The 17,693-nt window shown below is 69.8% G+C and carries 20 protein-coding genes and 1 pseudogene; 9 read left to right on the forward strand and 12 right to left on the reverse strand.

Features of this window, described 5'->3' with window-relative positions:
- Positions 1-87: 87 nt before the first annotated feature.
- Genes FNV62_RS42740 through FNV62_RS42755 form a run of 4 tightly spaced genes read left to right on the forward strand, consistent with a single transcriptional unit; the run spans position 88 to position 4,918 of the window.
- Positions 88-1,437 (forward strand): ABC transporter substrate-binding protein, encoded by a 1,350-nt coding sequence (locus tag FNV62_RS42740; protein WP_054236067.1) that lies wholly within the window; start codon positions 88-90, stop codon positions 1,435-1,437.
- 8 nt (positions 1,438-1,445) lie between these two features.
- The gene (locus tag FNV62_RS42745) at positions 1,446-2,417 is read left to right on the forward strand and encodes a carbohydrate ABC transporter permease (protein WP_144316025.1); all 972 of its coding nucleotides are present in this window, start codon (positions 1,446-1,448) and stop codon (positions 2,415-2,417) included.
- Positions 2,414-3,295 (forward strand): carbohydrate ABC transporter permease, encoded by an 882-nt coding sequence (locus FNV62_RS42750; protein WP_054236069.1) that lies wholly within the window; start codon positions 2,414-2,416, stop codon positions 3,293-3,295. Before FNV62_RS42745 ends, FNV62_RS42750 begins: the two co-directional genes overlap by 4 nt.
- Positions 3,296-3,325: 30 nt before the next feature.
- On the forward strand, positions 3,326-4,918 hold the full coding sequence (locus tag FNV62_RS42755) for a glycoside hydrolase family 13 protein (protein WP_054236070.1): 1,593 nt from the start codon (positions 3,326-3,328) through the stop codon (positions 4,916-4,918).
- Between the two features lie 58 nt (positions 4,919-4,976).
- Here FNV62_RS42755 and FNV62_RS42760 read toward each other — a convergent pair whose 3' ends face one another.
- From FNV62_RS42760 to FNV62_RS42795, 8 genes are all read right to left on the reverse strand, one after another.
- Positions 4,977-5,783 carry an ABC transporter ATP-binding protein gene (locus FNV62_RS42760; RefSeq protein WP_144316026.1) on the reverse strand — a complete coding sequence of 269 codons (807 nt, stop codon included), beginning with the start codon at positions 5,781-5,783 and terminating at the stop codon, positions 4,977-4,979.
- Between the two features lie 20 nt (positions 5,784-5,803).
- On the reverse strand, positions 5,804-6,583 hold the full coding sequence (locus FNV62_RS42765; RefSeq protein ID WP_144316027.1) for an ABC transporter permease: 780 nt from the start codon (positions 6,581-6,583) through the stop codon (positions 5,804-5,806).
- Positions 6,580-7,353, reverse strand: a complete 774-nt coding sequence (locus FNV62_RS42770) for an ABC transporter permease (protein ID WP_144316028.1) — start codon at positions 7,351-7,353, stop codon at positions 6,580-6,582. Before FNV62_RS42770 ends, FNV62_RS42765 begins: the two co-directional genes overlap by 4 nt.
- Positions 7,350-8,321, reverse strand: coding sequence for an ABC transporter substrate-binding protein (locus FNV62_RS42775; RefSeq protein WP_144316029.1), 972 nt, complete (start codon positions 8,319-8,321; stop codon positions 7,350-7,352). The genes FNV62_RS42770 and FNV62_RS42775 overlap by 4 nt, the downstream gene beginning before the upstream one ends.
- Before the next feature lie 187 nt (positions 8,322-8,508).
- Entirely contained in the window at positions 8,509-9,444 is a 936-nt protein-coding gene (locus FNV62_RS42780; RefSeq protein ID WP_144316030.1) for a PDR/VanB family oxidoreductase, read from the reverse strand.
- A complete protein-coding gene (locus FNV62_RS42785; protein WP_054236076.1) occupies positions 9,441-9,632 on the reverse strand; it encodes a hypothetical protein in 192 nt (63 codons plus the stop codon). Before FNV62_RS42785 ends, FNV62_RS42780 begins: the two co-directional genes overlap by 4 nt.
- Positions 9,629-10,693, reverse strand: a complete 1,065-nt coding sequence (locus FNV62_RS42790; RefSeq protein WP_144316031.1) for an aromatic ring-hydroxylating dioxygenase subunit alpha — start codon at positions 10,691-10,693, stop codon at positions 9,629-9,631. Before FNV62_RS42790 ends, FNV62_RS42785 begins: the two co-directional genes overlap by 4 nt.
- Before the next feature lie 190 nt (positions 10,694-10,883).
- Positions 10,884-11,780, reverse strand: coding sequence for a helix-turn-helix transcriptional regulator (locus FNV62_RS42795; protein ID WP_225900585.1), 897 nt, complete (start codon positions 11,778-11,780; stop codon positions 10,884-10,886).
- 217 nt (positions 11,781-11,997) lie between these two features.
- Here FNV62_RS42795 and FNV62_RS42800 point away from each other — a divergent pair, with 217 nt between their 5' ends.
- The 3 genes and pseudogenes from FNV62_RS42800 to FNV62_RS42810 form a co-directional block, all read left to right on the forward strand.
- Positions 11,998-12,324: a carboxymuconolactone decarboxylase family protein gene (locus FNV62_RS42800; protein WP_060897459.1), complete on the forward strand. Its 327-nt coding sequence runs from the start codon at positions 11,998-12,000 to the stop codon at positions 12,322-12,324.
- Between the two features lie 82 nt (positions 12,325-12,406).
- Positions 12,407-12,814: a cupin domain-containing protein gene (locus FNV62_RS42805; protein WP_143603669.1), complete on the forward strand. Its 408-nt coding sequence runs from the start codon at positions 12,407-12,409 to the stop codon at positions 12,812-12,814.
- A gap of 10 nt (positions 12,815-12,824) precedes the next feature.
- Positions 12,825-13,142 (forward strand): annotated as a pseudogene (locus tag FNV62_RS42810) (SDR family oxidoreductase); the annotation flags it as partial.
- A 155-nt stretch (positions 13,143-13,297) separates the two neighbouring features.
- Here the strand turns inward: FNV62_RS42810 and FNV62_RS42815 are convergent.
- The 4 genes from FNV62_RS42815 to FNV62_RS56185 form a co-directional block, all read right to left on the reverse strand.
- The gene (locus FNV62_RS42815; RefSeq protein ID WP_143609991.1) at positions 13,298-13,570 is read right to left on the reverse strand and encodes a hypothetical protein; all 273 of its coding nucleotides are present in this window, start codon (positions 13,568-13,570) and stop codon (positions 13,298-13,300) included.
- 62 nt (positions 13,571-13,632) lie between these two features.
- Entirely contained in the window at positions 13,633-14,073 is a 441-nt protein-coding gene (locus tag FNV62_RS42820) for a hypothetical protein (protein WP_143603673.1), read from the reverse strand.
- On the reverse strand, positions 14,070-15,071 hold the full coding sequence (locus FNV62_RS42825) for a metallophosphoesterase family protein (RefSeq protein ID WP_143603676.1): 1,002 nt from the start codon (positions 15,069-15,071) through the stop codon (positions 14,070-14,072). Before FNV62_RS42825 ends, FNV62_RS42820 begins: the two co-directional genes overlap by 4 nt.
- On the reverse strand, positions 15,068-15,613 hold the full coding sequence (locus FNV62_RS56185) for a cupredoxin family copper-binding protein (protein WP_225900586.1): 546 nt from the start codon (positions 15,611-15,613) through the stop codon (positions 15,068-15,070). Before FNV62_RS56185 ends, FNV62_RS42825 begins: the two co-directional genes overlap by 4 nt.
- A 577-nt stretch (positions 15,614-16,190) precedes the next feature.
- Between FNV62_RS56185 and FNV62_RS42835 the strand changes: the two genes are divergently transcribed.
- Positions 16,191-16,793, forward strand: a complete 603-nt coding sequence (locus FNV62_RS42835) for a sigma-70 family RNA polymerase sigma factor (protein WP_143603678.1) — start codon at positions 16,191-16,193, stop codon at positions 16,791-16,793.
- A 25-nt stretch (positions 16,794-16,818) separates the two neighbouring features.
- Positions 16,819-17,604, forward strand: coding sequence for an anti-sigma factor (locus FNV62_RS42840; protein WP_225900587.1), 786 nt, complete (start codon positions 16,819-16,821; stop codon positions 17,602-17,604).
- Positions 17,605-17,693 lie beyond the last annotated feature (89 nt).

A 17,693-nucleotide genomic window follows, 5' to 3' on the forward strand; every position in this document is an offset into this window, starting at 1 on the left:
TGTGCGGCGCCAGCACACGGCGGTGCGCCAGATCAAGGTGGCGTGCCCCCGTGGGCCTTCCTCGCTCCTGCCCAAAGGGGTCCACCGATGAGAAGTACCGGGTTCCGCCGTACCTTCGTCGTACTCACGGCGTCCGCCCTCGCGCTCACCGCCACCGCCTGCGGTGGCAGCGGCGACGGCTCCGCGGGTGGCAAGACCCGCATCACGGTCAACTGCATGCCTCCGAAGAGCGCCAAGGTCGACCGCTCGTTCTTCGAGGCCGACATCAAGGCGTTCGAGAAGCAGAACCCGGACATCGACGTCGTCGCGCACGACGCGTTCCCCTGCCAGGACCCCAAGACGTTCGACGCCAAGCTCGCCGGCGGCCAGATGGAGGACGTCTTCTACACGTACTTCACCGATTCCAAGCACGTCGTCGACATCAACCAGGCCGCCGACATCACGTCGTACGTCAAGGACCTCAAGAGCTACGGCACCATCCAGCAGCAACTGCGCGACATCTACACCGTCGACGGCAAGATCTACGGAGTGCCGCGCACCGGCTACTCGATGGGACTCATCTACAACCGCAAGCTCTTCCAGAAGGCCGGTCTCGACCCCGACAAGCCCCCGGCGACCTGGGAAGAAGTGCGCGCGGACGCCAAGAAGATAGCCGCGCTCGGCGGCGGCACCGTCGGCTACGCCGACTACAGCGCCCAGAACCAGGGCGGTTGGCACTTCACCGCCGAGATGTACTCGCAGGGCGGCGACGTCGTCACGCCGGACGGCAAGAAGGCCAGCGTCGACACCCCGGAGGGCAAGGCCGTCCTGCAGAACCTGCACGACATGCGCTGGAGCGACAACTCCATGGGCAGCAAGCAGCTCCTCGTCATCAACGACGTCCAGCAGCTGATGGGCTCCGGCAAGCTCGGCATGTACCTCTCCGCGCCCGACAACATCCCGATCCTCGTCAAGGAGAAGGGCGGCAACTACGACGACCTCGCCCTCGCGCCCATGCCCGGCGGCAAGGGCACGCTCATCGGCGGCGACGGCTACATGTTCAACAAGAAGGACAGTCCCGAGCAGATCAAGGCCGGCCTGAAGTGGCTCGACCACATGTTCCTCACCCCCGGAGCGGGCTTCCTCGGCGACTACGCCCGCGCCAAGCAGAACAACGCCCCCGTCGGCCTCCCCGAGCCCCGGCTCTTCACCGGCGCCGCAGACGCGAAGGACCAGCAGGTCAAGAAGGCCAACGCCAATGTGCCCGTGGAGAACTACCAGGCCTTCCTGGACGGCAACCAGAGCCTGCAGATGAAGATCGAGCCGCCCCAGGCCCAGCAGATCTACTCGGTCCTCGACGGAGCCGTCTCCGCGGTCCTCACCAAGAAGGACGCGAACATCGACCAGCTCCTGAAGGACGCCTCCGGGAAGATCGACTCCATCCTGGCCCGGGGCTGACCAGGCGTATGAAGACCGCATCGAAGCCCGTGGTGCTCCCTCCGGCCGCCGTCGGCGCGCCGGAGGCGCCGCGGTCGGCCGGGCGCCGGGCGGGGGGCCCATGGCGCCGGCGCCTGGCCGACCAGTCCCGCGCGTACGCCTTCCTCGTCGGCGGCCTGCTCTGCTTCGCGCTGTTCTCCTGGTACCCCGCGATCCGCGCGGTCGTGATCGCCTTCCAGAAGTACACGCCGGGCTCACCGCCCCAGTGGGTCGGAACCGCCAACTTCACCCGTGTCTTCCACGACCCGGAGTTCACCGCGGCCTGGCGCAACACGTTCACCTTCACGCTCCTCGCCCTGCTCATCGGCTTCGCCGTCCCGTTCGTGATGGCCCTGGTCCTCAACGAACTCCGCCACGCGAAGGCCTTCTTCAGGGTCGTGGTGTACCTGCCGGTGATGATCCCGCCGGTGGTCAGCGCCCTGCTGTGGAAGTGGTTCTACGATCCCGGAGCGGGCCTCGCCAACGAGGCACTGCGCTTTCTGCACCTGCCCACCTCGAACTGGTCCAACGGCACCGACACCGCGCTCGTCTCCCTGGTCATCGTGGCGACCTGGGCCAACATGGGCGGCACGGTCCTGATCTACCTGGCCGCGCTCCAGGGCATCCCGGGGGAGCTGTACGAGGCGGCGGAACTGGACGGCGCGAACATCCTCCAGCGCATCCGGCACGTGACGATCCCGCAGACCCGGTTCATCGTCCTCATGCTGATGCTGCTTCAGATCATCGCCACGATGCAGGTCTTCACCGAGCCGTTCGTCATCACCGGCGGCGGCCCCGAGAACGCCACGGTCACCGTCCTCTACCTCATCTACAAGTACGCGTTCCTCTACAACGACTTCGGCGGCGCCTGCGCGCTGAGCGTCATGCTCCTCGTGCTGCTCGGCGTCTTCTCCGCGGTCTATCTGCGGCTGACCCGCTCGTCGGGGGAGGAGTACTCATGAGCAGCGGCACCCGCACCCTGGTCTCCCCGCTCACCCTCGCCCGCCCCCGCGGCAAGGCCCTCTACTGGACCGTCTTCACGGCCGTCGTCCTACTCTTCGCGCTCGCCTTCCTCTTCCCGGTCTACTGGATGGTCACCGGCGCGATGAAGTCCCCGGACGAGGTCACGCGGACCCCGCCGACCCTCGTGCCCCAGGCATGGCATCTCAGCGGCTACACCGACGCCTGGGACCTGATGGACCTGCCCACCCACCTGTGGAACACGGTGGTGCAGGCGGCCGGCGCCTGGCTGCTCCAGCTCGTGTTCTGCACGGCAGCCGCGTACGCCCTCTCCAAGCTGAAGCCGGCGTTCGGCAAGGTGATCCTCGGCGGCATCCTCGCCACCCTGATGGTCCCGGCGCAGGCGCTGGTCGTACCGAAGTACCTGACCGTCGCCGACCTCCCGCTGATCCACACCAGCCTGCTCAACGACCCGCTCGGCATCTGGCTGCCCGCCGTGGCCAACGCCTTCAACCTCTATCTCCTCAAGCGCTTCTTCGACCAGATCCCGCGCGATGTCCTGGAGGCCGCCGAGATCGACGGCGCCGGACGGCTGCGCACCCTCTGGTCCATCGTGCTGCCCATGTCCCGCCCCGTCCTGGGCGTCGTGTCGATCTTCGCCCTGGTCGCCGTCTGGCAGGACTTCCTCTGGCCGTTGATGGTCTTCTCCGACACCGACAAGCAGCCGATCAGCGTGGCCCTCGTCCAGCTGTCGCAGAACATCCAGCTGACCGTGCTCATCGCCGCGATGGTGATCGCCAGCATCCCCATGGTCCTGATGTTCCTGGTGTTCCAGCGGCACATCATCGCCGGGATCAGCGCGGGCAGCACGAAGGGCTGACACCGACCCCACAACAGAAAGGCAGGCACCGTGGGACAGCCCACCCATGCCCAGAACTGGTGGCGCTCCGCCGTCATCTACCAGGTGTACGTCCGCAGCTTCGCGGACGGCGACGGCGACGGCACCGGCGACCTCGCGGGGGTCCGCGCCAAACTCCCGTATCTCGCCGAACTCGGCGTGGACGCGCTGTGGTTCAACCCCTGGTACCTGTCCCCGATGAAGGACGGAGGCTACGACGTCGCCGACTACCGTGTCATCGACCCGGCCTTCGGGACGCTCGCCGAGGCGGAGAAACTCATCGCCGAGGCGAAGGAGCTGGGCATCCGCACGCTCGTCGACATCGTGCCCAACCACGTCTCCGACCAACACCCCTGGTTCCGGGCCGCCCTGGCCCAAGGACCCGAACGCGAGCTCTTCCACTTCCGTCCCGGACGCGGCGAACACGGTGAACTCCCGCCCAACGACTGGCCGTCCCAGTTCGCGGGATCCGCCGAGCCCGTCTGGACCCGGCTGCCCGACGGCACCTGGTACCTCCACCTGTTCACTCCCGAGCAGCCCGACCTCAACTGGGCGCACCCCGCCGTACGCCAGGAACACGAGGAGATCCTGCGGTTCTGGTTCGAGCGCGGGGTGGCGGGCGTCCGCATCGACTCGGCCGCCCTGCTCGCCAAGGACCCGGACCTCCCCGACTTCGTCGAGGGCCGCGATCCGCATCCGTACGTCGACCGTGACGAGCTCCACGACATCTACCGCTCCTGGCGGACGGTCGCCGACGCCTACGACGGCATCTTCGTCGGCGAGGTCTGGCTCCCCGACACCGAGCGCTTCGCCCGCTATCTGCGCCCCGACGAGCTGCACACCGCCTTCAACTTCTCCTTCCTGTCCTGCCCCTGGGACGCAGGGCGCCTGCGGACGTCCATCGACGAGACCCTCGCCGAACACGCCCCGGTCGGCGCGCCCGCCACCTGGGTGCTGTGCAACCACGACGTGACCCGCACGGTCACCCGCTACGGCCGCGCCGACAGCGGCTTCGACTTCGCCACCAAGGCCTTCGGCACCCCGACCGACCTCGCTCTGGGCACCCGCCGGGCCCGCGCCGGGGCCCTGCTCTCCCTCGCCCTGCCCGGTGCCGTCTACCTCTACCAGGGCGAGGAGCTGGGCCTGCCCGAGGCCGAGATACCCCGCGACCGCATCCAGGATCCGATGCACTTCCGCTCCGGCGGCACCGACCCGGGCCGGGACGGCTGCCGCGTCCCGCTCCCGTGGACGGCCGACGCGCCGTACGCGGGCTTCGGCGGCGAGCCCTGGCTGCCGCAGCCGAGCGGCTGGTCCGCGTACGCCGCCGACCTCCAGGCCGCCGACCCCGGCTCGATGCTCTCCCTCTACCGCGCGGCCCTGACGATCAGGCCGGAGTTCGGCGACGGCCCGCTCACCTGGCTGCCCACGCCCGAGGGGGTACTCGCCTTCGCCCGGCCCGGGCAGGAGGGACGGCTGCTGTGCGTCGTGAACCTCGCCGACGCCCCCGCCGACCTCCCCGCCCACTCCCGACTCCTCCTCGGCAGCGGCCCCCTGGACCCACAGGGGCGACTGCCGAAGGACACGGCGGTCTGGCTGCGCGGCTGAGACCGCGTCGACTCATTACACCCAGGGCACCCTCGCTCAACTGAGGTGGAGGCGTAACTCAGGTGAGCGTCTTCTCGGGGGGACCGGTATCGGTCCCCCCGCGCTTCGCCGCCTGGATCTGCTCGTACACATGGGTCCGCAGCTCGGCGAAGCGCGGGGCGACCCGGGTGTGCAACTGGTCCCGCTCGTCGGGGAGATCGACCTTCAGCTGCTCCTGTACGACGGTGGGTGAGGCGGAGAGGATCAGGACCCGTTCGCCGAGGTACACGGCCTCGTCGATGTCGTGCGTGACGAACAGGATGGTGATGCCGCGTTCCCGCCACAGACCCCGCACCAGGTCCTCCAGATCGGCCCGGGTCTGCGCGTCGACCGCCGCGAACGGCTCGTCCATCAGCAGGACGTCGGGCTCGTACGCGAGCGCGCGGGCGATCGCGACGCGCTGCTGCATCCCGCCGGACAGCTGCCACGGATAGGCCCCGGCGGCATCCGTGAGCCCGACCGACTCCAACGCGTCGGTGACCAGCTCACGGCGCCGTACCTTGCTCAACGGCTTCTGTTTCAGCGGTAGTTCGACGTTCTCCCGCACCCGCATCCAGGGGAACAGACTGCGTCCGTACTCCTGGAACACGAACGCCATGCCCGGCGGCCTCACCGGGCGGTCGTTCAGCCGTACCTCGCCCGCCGTCGGCGTCAGCAGCCCGCCCATGCACTTCAGGAGCGTGGTCTTGCCGCATCCCGACGGACCGACCAGACAGACGAGTTCGCCCGCCTCGACGGTGAAGGTGAGGTCCCGTACCGCCTCCACCCGGCGGCCGGAACCCTCGTAGACCTTGTTCAGGCCGGATACGACAAGAGACGCGTGCATGGACCGCCCTTTCGCGAGCTTCACGGAGACCGCCGGGACACCGCGCGCAGACCGTGGTACCAGCCGAGCACCCGGCGCTCGACCAGCTGGAAGACGACCGAGAGAAGGAAACCGAGCAGGCCCAGAACGAGGATTCCGGTCCACATGTCGGGGATCGCGAAGCTCCGCTGGAACTGGACGACGGTGAAGCCGAGGCCGTTGCTGGCCGCGAACATCTCGCTGATGACCATCAGGATGATCCCGATGGACAGGGCCTGGCGCAGCCCCGCGAAGATCTGCGGGCTCGCCGCGCGCAGGACCACGCTGCGCAGCCGGGCCACGCCCGTGATGCCGTACGAACGCGCCGTCTCCGCCATCACCGAGTCGACCGCCCGCACACCCTCGACCGTGTTGAGCAGGATCGGCCAGACACAGCCGCTCGCGATCACGGCGATCTTCATCGTGTCGCCGATGCCGGCGAACAGCATGATGACGGGGACCAGGACGGGAGGCGGTACCGCGCGCAGAAACTCCAGGACCGGCTCGCACACGGCCCGCACCCGCCGGTACGAGCCGATGACCGTGCCCAGCGCCACGCCCACGACGGCCGCCGCCGCGCACCCGGCGAGCAGCCGCAGCACGCTGGGCACGAGGTCGGAGCGCAGCCGCTCGCCCGTCCAGACGTCCGGGAAGGTCCTGAGGATCGTGCGCAGCGGCGGCCAGTACACGTTCGTACTGCCGTCGGACGCCAGCCACCAGACCGCGACGAGCAGCGCGGGCAACGCGAAGACGAAGAGCAGCCGCAGCAGGAAGGGCCTCACACCATCACCTCCCCGCGCACCGACTGGTGCCAGGCCAGCGCCCGGCGCTCCACCGTACGGGCGCCCACGTTGATGAGCAGCCCGAGCAGTCCGGTGACCACCACCAGCGCGTACATGTCGGGGACCGCCTGCGAGGACTCGGCGACCGCGATCCGCGCGCCCAACCCCGGCGCTCCGATGACGAGTTCGGCGGTCACGGCGAGGATGAGGGCCACCGCGGCGGCGAGCCGGACGCCCGTCATGACGTACGGGAGGGCCGTGGGCCACAGGACGTGCCGGACGCGTGCCCACGGGCCGAGGCCGTACGAGCGGGCCGTCTCCTCGGCGACCGGGTCGACGTCCTGGACGCCGTACAGGACCTGGACGAGGACCTGCCAGAACGAGGCGTACACGACGAGGAGGAGGACGGAACGCAGTTCGGTGCCGTAGAGCAGGACGGCGAGGGGGATCAGGGCGACGGAGGGGATCGGGCGCAGGAACTCGATCGTCGAGGCGGTGGCCTCGCGCAGATACGGCACGACCGAGAGGAGCAGCCCCACGACGACACCCGCGCCGATCGCGATCGCCAGGCCCAGCGCCCAGCCGGTCAGGGTGTCGCCGAGCGCCGTCCAGAAGGCGTGGTCGGAGACCTCCCGGCCGAGCGCGTGGGCGATGCGGCTGGTCGGCGGTAAGTACGCCTCCTTGACGAGACCGAGCCGCGGCACCGCCTCGCCCAGCGCGAGGAAGGCCGCGAGCCCGGCGGCGCCCAGAGCGGCGTTCGCACCCCTCACGGCAGCAGCTTGTCGAGGTCGGGCGTCGACTTGAACAGCCCGTCCTGCGCGCCCAGTTTCTCCAGCGCCTCGATCGACGCGCGGTTGGGCTCGGCCGGCCACTTCGGAAGGGTGACCTGGGCCAGTGTCGCCGCCGGGATCTTCGTGTACGTGGTGACGGCCTGACGGACCTCGTCCGGGTGGGCGTCGGCGTAGGCGAGGGACTCCGCGGTCGCCTCCTGGAACTTCCTCACCACGTCGGGGTTCTTCTGCTCGTACTGCGTCGAGGTGAAGTACATCGCCACGGTGAGGCCCTTGGCGACGTCGACCAGGGACGAGGCGATCTCCGTGGCGCCCTGGCTCTTGACGGTGGCGAGCGCCGGCTCGACCACCATCGCGGCGTCGATCCGGCCGCTGTCGAGGGCGGCGGGCATCTGGTCGAAGGCCAGCTCGACGAACTTCACCTTGGACGGGTCACCGCCCGCCTTGCGCACCGACTCGCGCACCGCCGTCTCGTTGATGTTCTTCAGCGTGTTGACCGCGACCTTCTTCCCCTCCAGTTCCTTCGCGGACTTGATCGGGCTGCCCTTCTTCACGGTGATGGCGCCGAAGTCCTTGCCCGCCACGCCCGTCGAGGCGACCCCGTTGACGACGGCCTTCACGGGCACGTTCTGGCTCTGGGCGATCATCAACGAGGTCATGTTGCTGAACCCGAACTGGAACTGGCCGCTGACCACTCCCGGCACGATCGCCGCGCCGCCCTGCGCGGTCGTCATGGACAGCTTCAGACCGCGCTTGCCGTAGAAGCCCTTCTGCTGGCCCAGGTAGAGAGGCGCGACATCGACGATGGGGATGACCCCGACCTTGACCGTGGTGGTACCGCCGGACGAGGCGTTCTTGTCCGAGGCGCCACCGCCGCCGGACGAACCGCAGGCCGACGCGGCGACCAGAAAGGATCCGACCGCGAGACCGGCGAGCAGACGACGCATGGCTCCTCCTGTGCAGACGACATTGTTGCGACAGGCTGTGCGCGCACCGCAATGGGTGCTCAGCGGGAAGGTAGAGCCCTCGTACGGCGGGGTCAATGGCTTTGGCCAACAATATTGTTGACAGTTAGTGGGTCGGGCCCGCGCCGAGACGGGCCCGCGCCGAGACGGGCCTCCAGGGCCCCGCGGCTCACAAGTCCAGCACGAGCCGCTTCCCGAGACACCGGGAGACACAGATCAGCATGGTCTCGCCCGCCTCCCGCTCCTCGTCCGTGAGCACCGAGTCCCGGTGGTCCGGGGTCCCTTCGAGGACATCCGTCTCGCAGGTCCCGCAGGTGCCCTCGGTGCAGGAGAAGAGAACCTCGACGCCCGCGCCGCGCACGGCATCGAGCACCGAGACATCCGCGGGGACGGTCAGCGTACGCCCGCTGCGCGCGAGCTCCACCTCGAACTCGCCGTCCCCGCCCGTGTCCTGAACGTTCGGCCGGAAACGCTCGACGCGCAGCAGCCCGGCGGGGCAGCGCGCCTCCACGGCGTCCAGCAGCGGGCCGGGACCGCAGCAGTAGACGAGCGTGCCCTCGGGGATCCCGGTCAGGACGGAGTCGAGGTCCAGCAGTCCGCACTCGTCCTGCGGAGCGACGGTCACCCGGTCCCCGTACCGCTCCAACTCCCCGGTGAACGCCATGGAGCCGCGCGTCCGCCCGCCGTACAGCAGCGTCCACTCGGCGCCCGCCGCCTGCGCCGCGGCGAGCATCGGCAGGATCGGGGTGATGCCGATGCCGCCCGCGACGAAGCGGTAGCGGGCGGCGGGCGTGAGCGCGAAGTGGTTGCGCGGGCCGCGGACCCGGACCTTGTCGCCCGCGCCCAACTGCTCGTGCACATACGAGGATCCGCCGCGCCCGTCCGATTCCCGCAGCACCGCGATCCGCCACGTCCGACGGTCCGCGGGATCCCCGCACAGCGAGTACTGCCGCTCGAGGCCGGCCCCGAGCACGACGTCGACGTGGGCGCCGGGCTCCCATGCGGGGAGTTCCTCGCCGAGCGGGTGGCGCAGGCTGAGGGAGAGCACGCCATCGGCGACAAACTCCCGCTCCTCCACGACGAGTTCGATGTCGTAGGAACTCATGATCCAAGCCCCCGTGACTCCTGCGGCCGATGTCCTTCGGGGTGGCCGAGCATCCACTCCCACATCTCGATCGGGTCCTGGGCGCTGTGCTCGGCACCGCAGTGGCAGGTGCCGTGCAGCACGTCGGTGCCCGGGATCCAGTCGATGCGGTAGATCTCGCGGGTCGCGAGGCGGGGAGGCGTGGTCACAGGACCTTCTCCATCGGCTTGTCGCCCTCCTCGACCAGGCGGGCGAGGATGCGCCGGGCCGCGAGACCGCCGGTGTCGATGTTGATGCTCAGCTCCTGGTAGCCCGTCCGCTCGGTGCCGAGGGTCTTCTGCAGCAGGTTGAGCGCGTCGACGTCCTGCATCACCACCGTGTGGTTGAAGTCCCGCAGGAACGTGGTGACTTCCTCGTCGTCCCTCGCGAAGTCCCGGGAGACCGCCCAGAAGTCGTAGACATGGCCGTCGCTCGACGGAGTGATCGCGTAGGTGATCTCGGTGTGGAAGGCGTTCGGGTCGCTGCCGCCCGCCTCGGGCAGCACCCCGACCGGGGCGATCCGGCTGTGCAGCAGATACAGGCACGGCGCGTGGTACTCGATGTCCTGCCACCGGGTGATCCGGCCCTCGATGCCGGTCGAACGGGCGTAGAACGGCGGACACTCGGCGTCGTCCATGTGCCGGCTGACCCGTACGATGCCCGCGCCCTCGTCGACCTCGGTGGTGATCGGCGTCTCGGCGACCTCGGGGGTGCCGATGTAGCCGCCGTGCAGATACGTCTCGTGCGAGAGGTCGAGCAGATTGTCGACCAGCAGCCCGTAGTCGGCGTCGATGGGCTCCATGCCGCACACGGTGGTCCAGTCCGGCGAGTCCATGTGCCGGGCGCGCGGGACGTCCCCCGGGTCGGCGAGCGCCGGGTCGCCGATCCAGACCCAGACGAACGAGTCCTGCTCGACGACGGGGTACGAGGCGACCCGGGCCGTGCGCGGTATGCGCTTCTGCCCCGGCACGTACACACAGCTGCCGGTCGTGTCGTACGTGAACCCGTGGTAGCCGCACACGATCCTGTCGCCGTCGAGCCGGCTCTCCGAGAGCGGGAAGCGGCGGTGCACACACCGGTCCGCCAGCGCGACGGCCGTCCCGTCGTCCTGCGTCCGGTAGAAGACGAGCGGTTCACCGAGGATCGTCCGACCGAGCAACTCCCGCCCGACCTCGTGCGAGTAGGCGGCGACGTACCACTGGTTCCTGGCGAAGGCGGTCATGTGAGGCATCTGGGTCCCGTCCCTGTCGGCGGGGCGCCGTCGCCCCGCGTGCCGTGGTTGGGAACAGGGTCGTGAGGTGCGCGGTGGCTCGGCAAGGCGGCTTCTGCCAGGCGGAAGGGCTTCCGTGAAGAGGCTGAATCTCGAACTCGGCACCCGCGTTCGGGCCGTGCAACCGCAAGGCGGCGTGGGAAGGCTCTCGCTAGGCGCTCTGTGCGCCGCCGGCGGCCGCGGTGTCCGCTTGGCCGTCCTGGTCGAGGGTGGCGGCCCAGCTGGCCAGGAGCTTGAGGCTGTCGTGGGACGGGGTGCCGGGTTCGGCGCTGAGGGCGGTGAGGGTGAGGCCGGGGTCGGTCGGGATGGGCATGGCCTCGAAGGGGAGGGAGAGTTCGCCGACCGCGGGGTGGTGGAAGTGCTTGACGCCGGTCTGGTGCAGGCGCACATCGTGGGCGGCCCACAGGGTGCGGAACTTCTCGCTGCGGGTGGAGAGTTCGCCGATGAGGTCGGTGAGGTCCCGGTTGTACGGGTCGCGTCCCGCCTCGGTGCGCAGCAGCGCCACCGCTCCGGCCGCCTGGGCCTCCAGATGGGGCAGGAAGTCGGCCGCACCGGCGTTGAGGAACTCGTACCGGGCGAGGTTCACGGGCCGGGCCGGGTCGGCGAACACCGGGTCGTACAGGGCGCGGCCGAGCCGGTTGGTGGCGAGGATGTCGAGGCGGCCGTTGCGGATGAAGGCCGGTGCCTCGGTCATCGCGTCGAGCAGGTGCTGAAGGCTGGGACGGATGGGCTGCGAGGGCCGGCGGCGGGGTGCGCGGCGGGTGGTGTTGGCGGTGCGGGCCAGGTCGTCGAGGTGGGCGCGCTCGGCCTCGTCGAGTTGAAGGGCGCGGGCGAGCGAGTCGAGGACGGTTTCCGAGACGCCGGAGAGGTTGCCGCGCTCCAGGCGGGCGTAGTACTCGGCGCTGACGCCGGCGAGCATCGCGACTTCTTCCCTGCGCAGCCCCTTGACGCGCCGGTTGCCGGTGTAGACGGGCAGCCCCGCCTGCTGTGGCGTGATCTTGGCACGGCGGCTGGTCAGGAACTCGCGTACCTCGCTTCGGTTGTCCATGGCTTCGAGGCTACGTCGGCTTCCTCGGCGGTGTCTCCGGCGGTGGGGTGTACTGCCAGTACACGTATCAACGAGTTCTTCCCCGCGCGTGTGACCTGCGGTTCCATCGGTTGTGGCGCAGGCTGTGTCGGCGCCGCCCCGCCGTTCGGCGGGCCGATGAACGCCACCGAGACGCGTGGAAACGTGGACATGCGGACACGTGGAAAGGACACGAACGATGACGGAGAAGACGACCCGGCCGGGTCCGCGGGAGCTGTTCGGGGACATCGCGCCCGCGCTGGCCGGCTACAGCGAGGACGTGCTGTTCGGGCAGGCCTGGAAGAGCCCGGAGCTGTCGCCGAGGGACCGCAGCCTGGTGACCGTGGCCGGCCTCATCGCCGGCGGCAGCAGCGAGCAGCTCACCTTCCACCTCCCCCTGGCCCGGCAGAACGGCGTCACCGAGGCGGAGCTCATCGAGACGATCACCCACATGGCGTTCTACGCCGGCTGGCCGAAGGCGATGTCCGCCCTGACCGTGGCCCGGGAAGTGTTCCGCGTGGCCTGACCCCGCCCCACCTGCCGGACCTCACTCTCATCACCCACTCACGGCCGCCCTGCGGCGGCCGACGCAAGGAGTACGTACCACCATGGAGATCCTCAAGAAGCCCGCGACCATGAAGCTGCCCGCCCGGTGGTTCACCGGCGACGCCTGGGCGGACGTGATCCACCGGGGCGAGGAGCCCTCCCGGGCGCGGGCCAACCTGGTCCGCTTCGCCCCCGGTGCCCGCACCGCCTGGCACAGCCACGGCCTGGGCCAGACCCTGCACGTCGTGTCCGGAGTCGCCCTGATCGGCACCCGGGACGGCGTGATCATCGAGGCCCACCCGGGCGACACCATCGGCTGCCCGCCCGGCGAGGAGCACTGGCACGGCGCGAGCCCGGACCACTTCATGGAGCACATCGCGCTGTGGGAGGGCGACGAGGTCGACTGGCTGGAGCACGTCACCGACGCCGATTACGGCCGCCCGCGCACCAGCACCCGTACCTCGCGCTGATCACAGCTGAGTGGGCCTGCCCGAACGGGCCGCCTACCACGCCTCCAAGCACGGCGTGATCGGCCTGACCAGGAGCGCCGCCGTCGAGTATGCCTCCAAGGGCGTCCGGATCAACGCGGTGTGCCCGGGAGTGATCGACACTTCCATGGTCGCGGACATGCTCGAAGGGCAGGCCGAGGCCATGGCGGAGATCATGAGGCAGCAGCCGATCGGACGGCTGGGACGGGCCGATGAGGTCGCCGCGGCCGTCCTGTGGCTGTGCAGCCCCGCCGCGAGTTTCGTCGTCGGCGTGGCGCTGCCCGTCGACGGCGGATACACCACGCACTGAACGCCCCGTACACCTCGATCGGCGGCGGGCGGACGGCACACGGTCGCAGGCCCTTCCGTCGGGTCGCCACCCACCGCACACGGAGATCCCACGACGGTGGCTCGGCGAGGCGGCTTCTGTCGGGCGGACGGGCTTCCGTGGATCGGTTGTTCGGGTCAGCTCGGTCGGTGGGGGAGCAGGGTGGCCCTCAGGTCGTTCTCGGTGATCTGGTCGGCGGGGCGGTGGAGTGTCCAGCGGTGGGCCTCGCCGTCCATAGGCACCACGGCGACGACGGTCTCCAGCGGTGGGTGGCCGGGTTCGCTGCGGGTGAGTTGGCGGATGATGACGGCGGTGTCGTTGTCCAGGCCGAGCAGGGCGCGCACGGCGTCCTTCAGTGCGCGGAGGTGCGGGCTCGGCCCGGCGGTTCCTGGGCGCGGTTCCAGGTACATGGGGATACTCCTTGGTTCTGGGCCATCCCGAGCGGCTTGGCCGTGGTGGTTGAGGTGGTGGTTCAGTTGGTGGCCCGCTCCCGGACGGGTGTCCTGACGGGTGTGCGGGCAGCGCGGTGTTGTCTCGTCACGGTCACCTGCCAGACCGAGAGGAGCAGCAGTGTGCCGGTTTCGGTGAGGAGGCTGAGGAGGGCCTGTGGGGCGGGCTGCAGGCCGTGTTCGGTGAATCCGAAGACGCCGACCGTGCGTGAGGCGGTGAAACCGGCGAGGGCGCCGAGCGTGACGCCGGCCGCGGCGGCCCTCAGGAGCAGGGGTGGTGTGCCCATCAGCAGCAGGACGGCGAGGGCGAAGGAGGCGCTCGCCTGGAGCAGGAACAGAGGGCCGATGATGTGGATGAAGCGGTACCCGTCGACGTAGAGCTGGGCGTGTATGTATCCGCCGGCGGCGAGGGTGACGGCGCTCGCCGATCGCAGGGTGGGGGCGAGGAGTCTTCGGGCGTTCATGCCAGCCTCTGATCCTTGATGGCCAGCTCGCGGTCGCCCTGGCGGTAGCCGACGGTGCGGATGCCGAGTGCGTCCTTGAGCTGCCGGGCGGGGACGACCTGCGGAGTGGGGGCGGGGGCGCGGCCCGGTTTGGGCAGGGGGTAGGCGGTGGTGGTGGCGGAGTGGAAGGTGATGTTGCCGTCTGTCTTGGTGAACAGCTGGTGGACGTGCCCGTTGAGACAGGTGACGGAGGAGAAGCGGCGCAGGAGGGCGATGACCTTGAGGGCGTCATCGGTGCTCCAGCCCCACTTCGGGTACATGGCGAACAGCGGGATGTGGCTGAAGACCACGATGGGGGTGTCCGACGACAGTCCCGCGATGTCCTTGCGGACGAAGTCGATCTGGTCGTTGCCGAGATGGCCGAGCTTCTCCAGGCTCAGGGTGTTGACCAGGGCGATGAAGTGCACGCCGTGGGTGTCGAAGCTGTACCAGCCATCGCCGAGCGTGCCCATGCCGAAGGTCTTCCGGTAGGCGCGGCCCGCGTCGCCGATGGAGTCGTGCTCGCCCGGTACGGTGAAGACACGGTCTGTCTGCATACCGGTCAGCATCTGCTTGACCTGGTCGAACTGGCCGGCCGTGGACAGGTGGGTCAGGTCGCCGCTGTGCATGACGAAGTCAGGCCTGAATCCGAGAGAGTTGACCTGGTTGATCGCTTCGGTGAATGAGCCGACCACGTCCGTGTTCGCCGGGCCCTGGAACCCGATATGGCTGTCGGAGACCTGCACGAACCGCAGCGAGCTGTTCGCCGCCGCGGTGGCGCCGGCGGCGGTCATGGAGTCGGGTTCCCGGGAGTCGGCGATGTGGCTGATCACCTCTCCACTGGCCACGGTCAGCACCACGGCGCCGCCGAACCACCCCGCGTGGCGGATGAGTTGGCGCCGGGACATGCCGTGCTCCGCGGCGGGCCGCTCGGCATCGTCGGCCGATGCACTGTCATGATTGTCGTAGTAGCCGGTCATCGGGTCACCTCCACGGTGGCGGTCATGAACGGATGGATGGTGCAGAGGTAGGAGTAGGTGCCGGGCTTGGTGAACGTGTAGCTGTAGGTCGCGTGGGTGTTCAGGGCTGCCGAATGCAACGGGCCGCCCGATCCCGCGCTGGTGACCGTGTGGGCGTCGGTGTCCTGATTGGTCCAGGTCACCGTCGTGCCCACCTTGACCTTGAGCGTGGCCGGGGCGAACGCGAAGTTCTTGATCGCCACGGCGTCACCGGCCACCGGCGCGGCCTTCGCGCCCGTGCTCGGGGGGCCCATGGGCATGCTCATGCTGGGCATGGGCGAGGTGCCGGGAGCGGAGCCCGCCGTGTTCCCCGGTCCGGCGGCACCGGGCATCCCGGCCGTCTGGTGCTGACCTGCTCCGGGTGTGATGGCGCCGGTTCCGGTGGACGAGGCATGCGACGACTGGCCGCATGAGCTGAGGAGTCCCAACGCGACGGCGGCGGCGACGGCCGACCCGGCCGCGGCGCGTGATCGCCGGCCTGGCGTACGAAGGTTCAGGTACATGGTGTTCGTTCCTCACTGGTCAAGGCAGGGATGGGGTATGTGCCGACTGAGCCCACGCACCCGCCGTGATGTGTGGTGGATGCCGTGTCGCGGCCGCGTGCCCCTGACGGAACCCGTGAGCGCTGGTGCTGCCCCTGTGGCGGCCGGTCGCCACGGCATGCCCCGCGCTGTGCATCCGCACCTACGTGCCGTGAAGTCGCAGGGGGCAGGCGGCAGTTCCGCATCCGGGGCCGCGAGCGGCGCGTCGTACGCGTCGAGCACTCCGTAGGACCGTTGTCGTGGTGTGCGCGGGGCGAGTGCGGCCGGCGCCCTCGGCGAGTGCGCCGCGTCGTGTCTCTCGGTCACCTCTGATCCGTCCTTGCCGTGTGGGGAATGGAGGAGGAGCGACGCGTAAGTCGGCTCTTGTATGGCTCCACGGGCGGCGAGGGCGCTCGGTTCGGTAGATATGCACTTTTTATGACGCTTCTTGGTGATCGCCGTAGAACGGTCGCCCCCCGGGTGCTCCGCTCGCGGAGCGTCACCATTGCCGCGCCGTGCGTTACACGACAAAGCGATACATATGCGCGATGATCGACTTATGCCCTGGAGTTCCCGAAAACGTGATCAAAAGACCGATCCGGATGACTCCGCGCACCGTGTCTCTGGTAAAGGGACCCTTTCGACCGCAGACGAGGAACTGCTGCGCACTCTGTACGCGGAGCACGCGGGACCCCTGTTCCACTACGTGCTGCGACTGACCTCAGGAGACTGGCAATGGGCGGAGGATGTCGTGCAGGAGACGCTGCTGCGGGCGTGGCAGCATCCCGCCGCGTTCGACCCGGCACGCGGCCCGGCCCGGGCATGGCTGTGTACGGTGGCCCGGCACCTGGTCATCGACGCCCACCGGGCCCGGCGGGCCAGACCGGCCGAGGTCGGCGGCGAGGCGCTGGAGCGAGCCGCCGAGCAGGCGCCGGGCGAGGACGAGATCGAGCAGGCACTGCAGAGCTGGGCGGTGGCCGATGCCATCCGGACGCTCACCCCGGACCATCGCGCGATCCTGCTGGAGACCTACTACCGGGGCCGGACCATGGCGGAGGCCGCCCGGGTGCTGGGCATCCCGCTGGGCACCGTGAAGTCGCGGACGTACTACGCCCTGCACGCCCTGCGGCTGGCGCTGCAGGAACGGGGCATCGAGCCATGACCGTGGCATGCAGGAGGTGGCGACCATGAGCATGAGCGCGGAGCACGACGCCCTCCGGCAGGCGCTGGGGGGATACGTCCTGGGCACGCTGCCCCCGGCGGAAATGGAACAGGTGCGCGTCCACCTCGCGGAATGCGCCGAGTGCCAGGCGGAACACGTCCAGCTGGCGGGACTGCCCGCGCTGCTGGCGACGGTAACCGCGGCCGAAGCCGCGGGCCGGACCGCGCCGGTGGCAGACGAAGACCTGGCCGACCGGCTGGTGGCGCGGGCGGCCGAGAGCACTCAGGGCTCCGCGCCAGTACCGCCCACCGTGTCCGCGGTGCCGCAGGCGGGTGTGCTGGAGCGGCTGCTCCAGCAGGCCGCGGCCCGGCGCCGCAGGACCTGGCGTCTGCAACTGGCCGGTGCCGCCGCCTCCCTGACGTTCATCGCGGCAGCGGCCGGCGGCACATGGCTGGCGACCACCGGATCGGTGGGCAGTCTGGCGACGCAGCCCGGGCCGACCGCGCCGACCGCCTGGCGCACCTTCTCGGGAAGCGATCCCGCCACCGGCGTCACCGCCTCGGTCAAGGTCACGCCCTCTGCCTGGGGCAGTGTCCTCCAGGTCTCCGCCAGGGGAGCGCCTGCCGGAATCACCTGCCGGCTGCAGGCGGTCGGGCCTGGCGGGGTCAGGGCGGACGGCGCCACCTGGCGGGCGGGCGAGTACCCTCCCGGCACCACGATCCCAGGGGCGGTTGCCATGTCTCCGGGAGCCATCGAGCACTTTGAGATCGTCGCAGGCAACGGTCAGAAGCTGGTCACGATGCAGGCGTGAGGGGTGGGGAGCCCGCCCGACGATGCGTCGGGCGGGCTCCCCGCGTATCCGGCCGACTCCTCACGGCGCGTCTGGAGGAAAGACGCGCC

The sequence above is a fragment of the Streptomyces sp. RLB3-17 genome (assembly GCF_007113425.2).
GTDB lineage: Bacteria > Actinomycetota > Actinomycetes > Streptomycetales > Streptomycetaceae > Streptomyces > Streptomyces mirabilis_D.

What these genes read in the sequence shown, in the direction of transcription:
- FNV62_RS42740 (WP_054236067.1), top strand. Translation starts at nt 88, where the DNA reads ATGAGAAGTACCGGGTTCCGCCGTACCTTCGTCGTACTCACGGCGTCC.
- FNV62_RS42745 (WP_144316025.1), top strand. Translation starts at nt 1,446, where the DNA reads ATGAAGACCGCATCGAAGCCCGTGGTGCTCCCTCCGGCCGCCGTCGGC.
- FNV62_RS42750 (WP_054236069.1), top strand. Translation starts at nt 2,414, where the DNA reads ATGAGCAGCGGCACCCGCACCCTGGTCTCCCCGCTCACCCTCGCCCGC.
- FNV62_RS42760 (WP_144316026.1), bottom strand. Translation starts at nt 5,783, where the DNA reads ATGCACGCGTCTCTTGTCGTATCCGGCCTGAACAAGGTCTACGAGGGT.
- FNV62_RS42775 (WP_144316029.1), bottom strand. Translation starts at nt 8,321, where the DNA reads ATGCGTCGTCTGCTCGCCGGTCTCGCGGTCGGATCCTTTCTGGTCGCC.
- FNV62_RS42780 (WP_144316030.1), bottom strand. Translation starts at nt 9,444, where the DNA reads ATGAGTTCCTACGACATCGAACTCGTCGTGGAGGAGCGGGAGTTTGTC.
- FNV62_RS42790 (WP_144316031.1), bottom strand. Translation starts at nt 10,693, where the DNA reads ATGCCTCACATGACCGCCTTCGCCAGGAACCAGTGGTACGTCGCCGCC.
- FNV62_RS42795 (WP_225900585.1), bottom strand. Translation starts at nt 11,780, where the DNA reads ATGGACAACCGAAGCGAGGTACGCGAGTTCCTGACCAGCCGCCGTGCC.
- FNV62_RS42800 (WP_060897459.1), top strand. Translation starts at nt 11,998, where the DNA reads ATGACGGAGAAGACGACCCGGCCGGGTCCGCGGGAGCTGTTCGGGGAC.
- FNV62_RS42805 (WP_143603669.1), top strand. Translation starts at nt 12,407, where the DNA reads ATGGAGATCCTCAAGAAGCCCGCGACCATGAAGCTGCCCGCCCGGTGG.
- FNV62_RS42815 (WP_143609991.1), bottom strand. Translation starts at nt 13,570, where the DNA reads ATGTACCTGGAACCGCGCCCAGGAACCGCCGGGCCGAGCCCGCACCTC.
- FNV62_RS42820 (WP_143603673.1), bottom strand. Translation starts at nt 14,073, where the DNA reads ATGAACGCCCGAAGACTCCTCGCCCCCACCCTGCGATCGGCGAGCGCC.
- FNV62_RS42825 (WP_143603676.1), bottom strand. Translation starts at nt 15,071, where the DNA reads ATGACCGGCTACTACGACAATCATGACAGTGCATCGGCCGACGATGCC.
- FNV62_RS56185 (WP_225900586.1), bottom strand. Translation starts at nt 15,613, where the DNA reads ATGTACCTGAACCTTCGTACGCCAGGCCGGCGATCACGCGCCGCGGCC.
- FNV62_RS42835 (WP_143603678.1), top strand. Translation starts at nt 16,191, where the DNA reads ATGCCCTGGAGTTCCCGAAAACGTGATCAAAAGACCGATCCGGATGAC.
- FNV62_RS42840 (WP_225900587.1), top strand. Translation starts at nt 16,819, where the DNA reads ATGAGCATGAGCGCGGAGCACGACGCCCTCCGGCAGGCGCTGGGGGGA.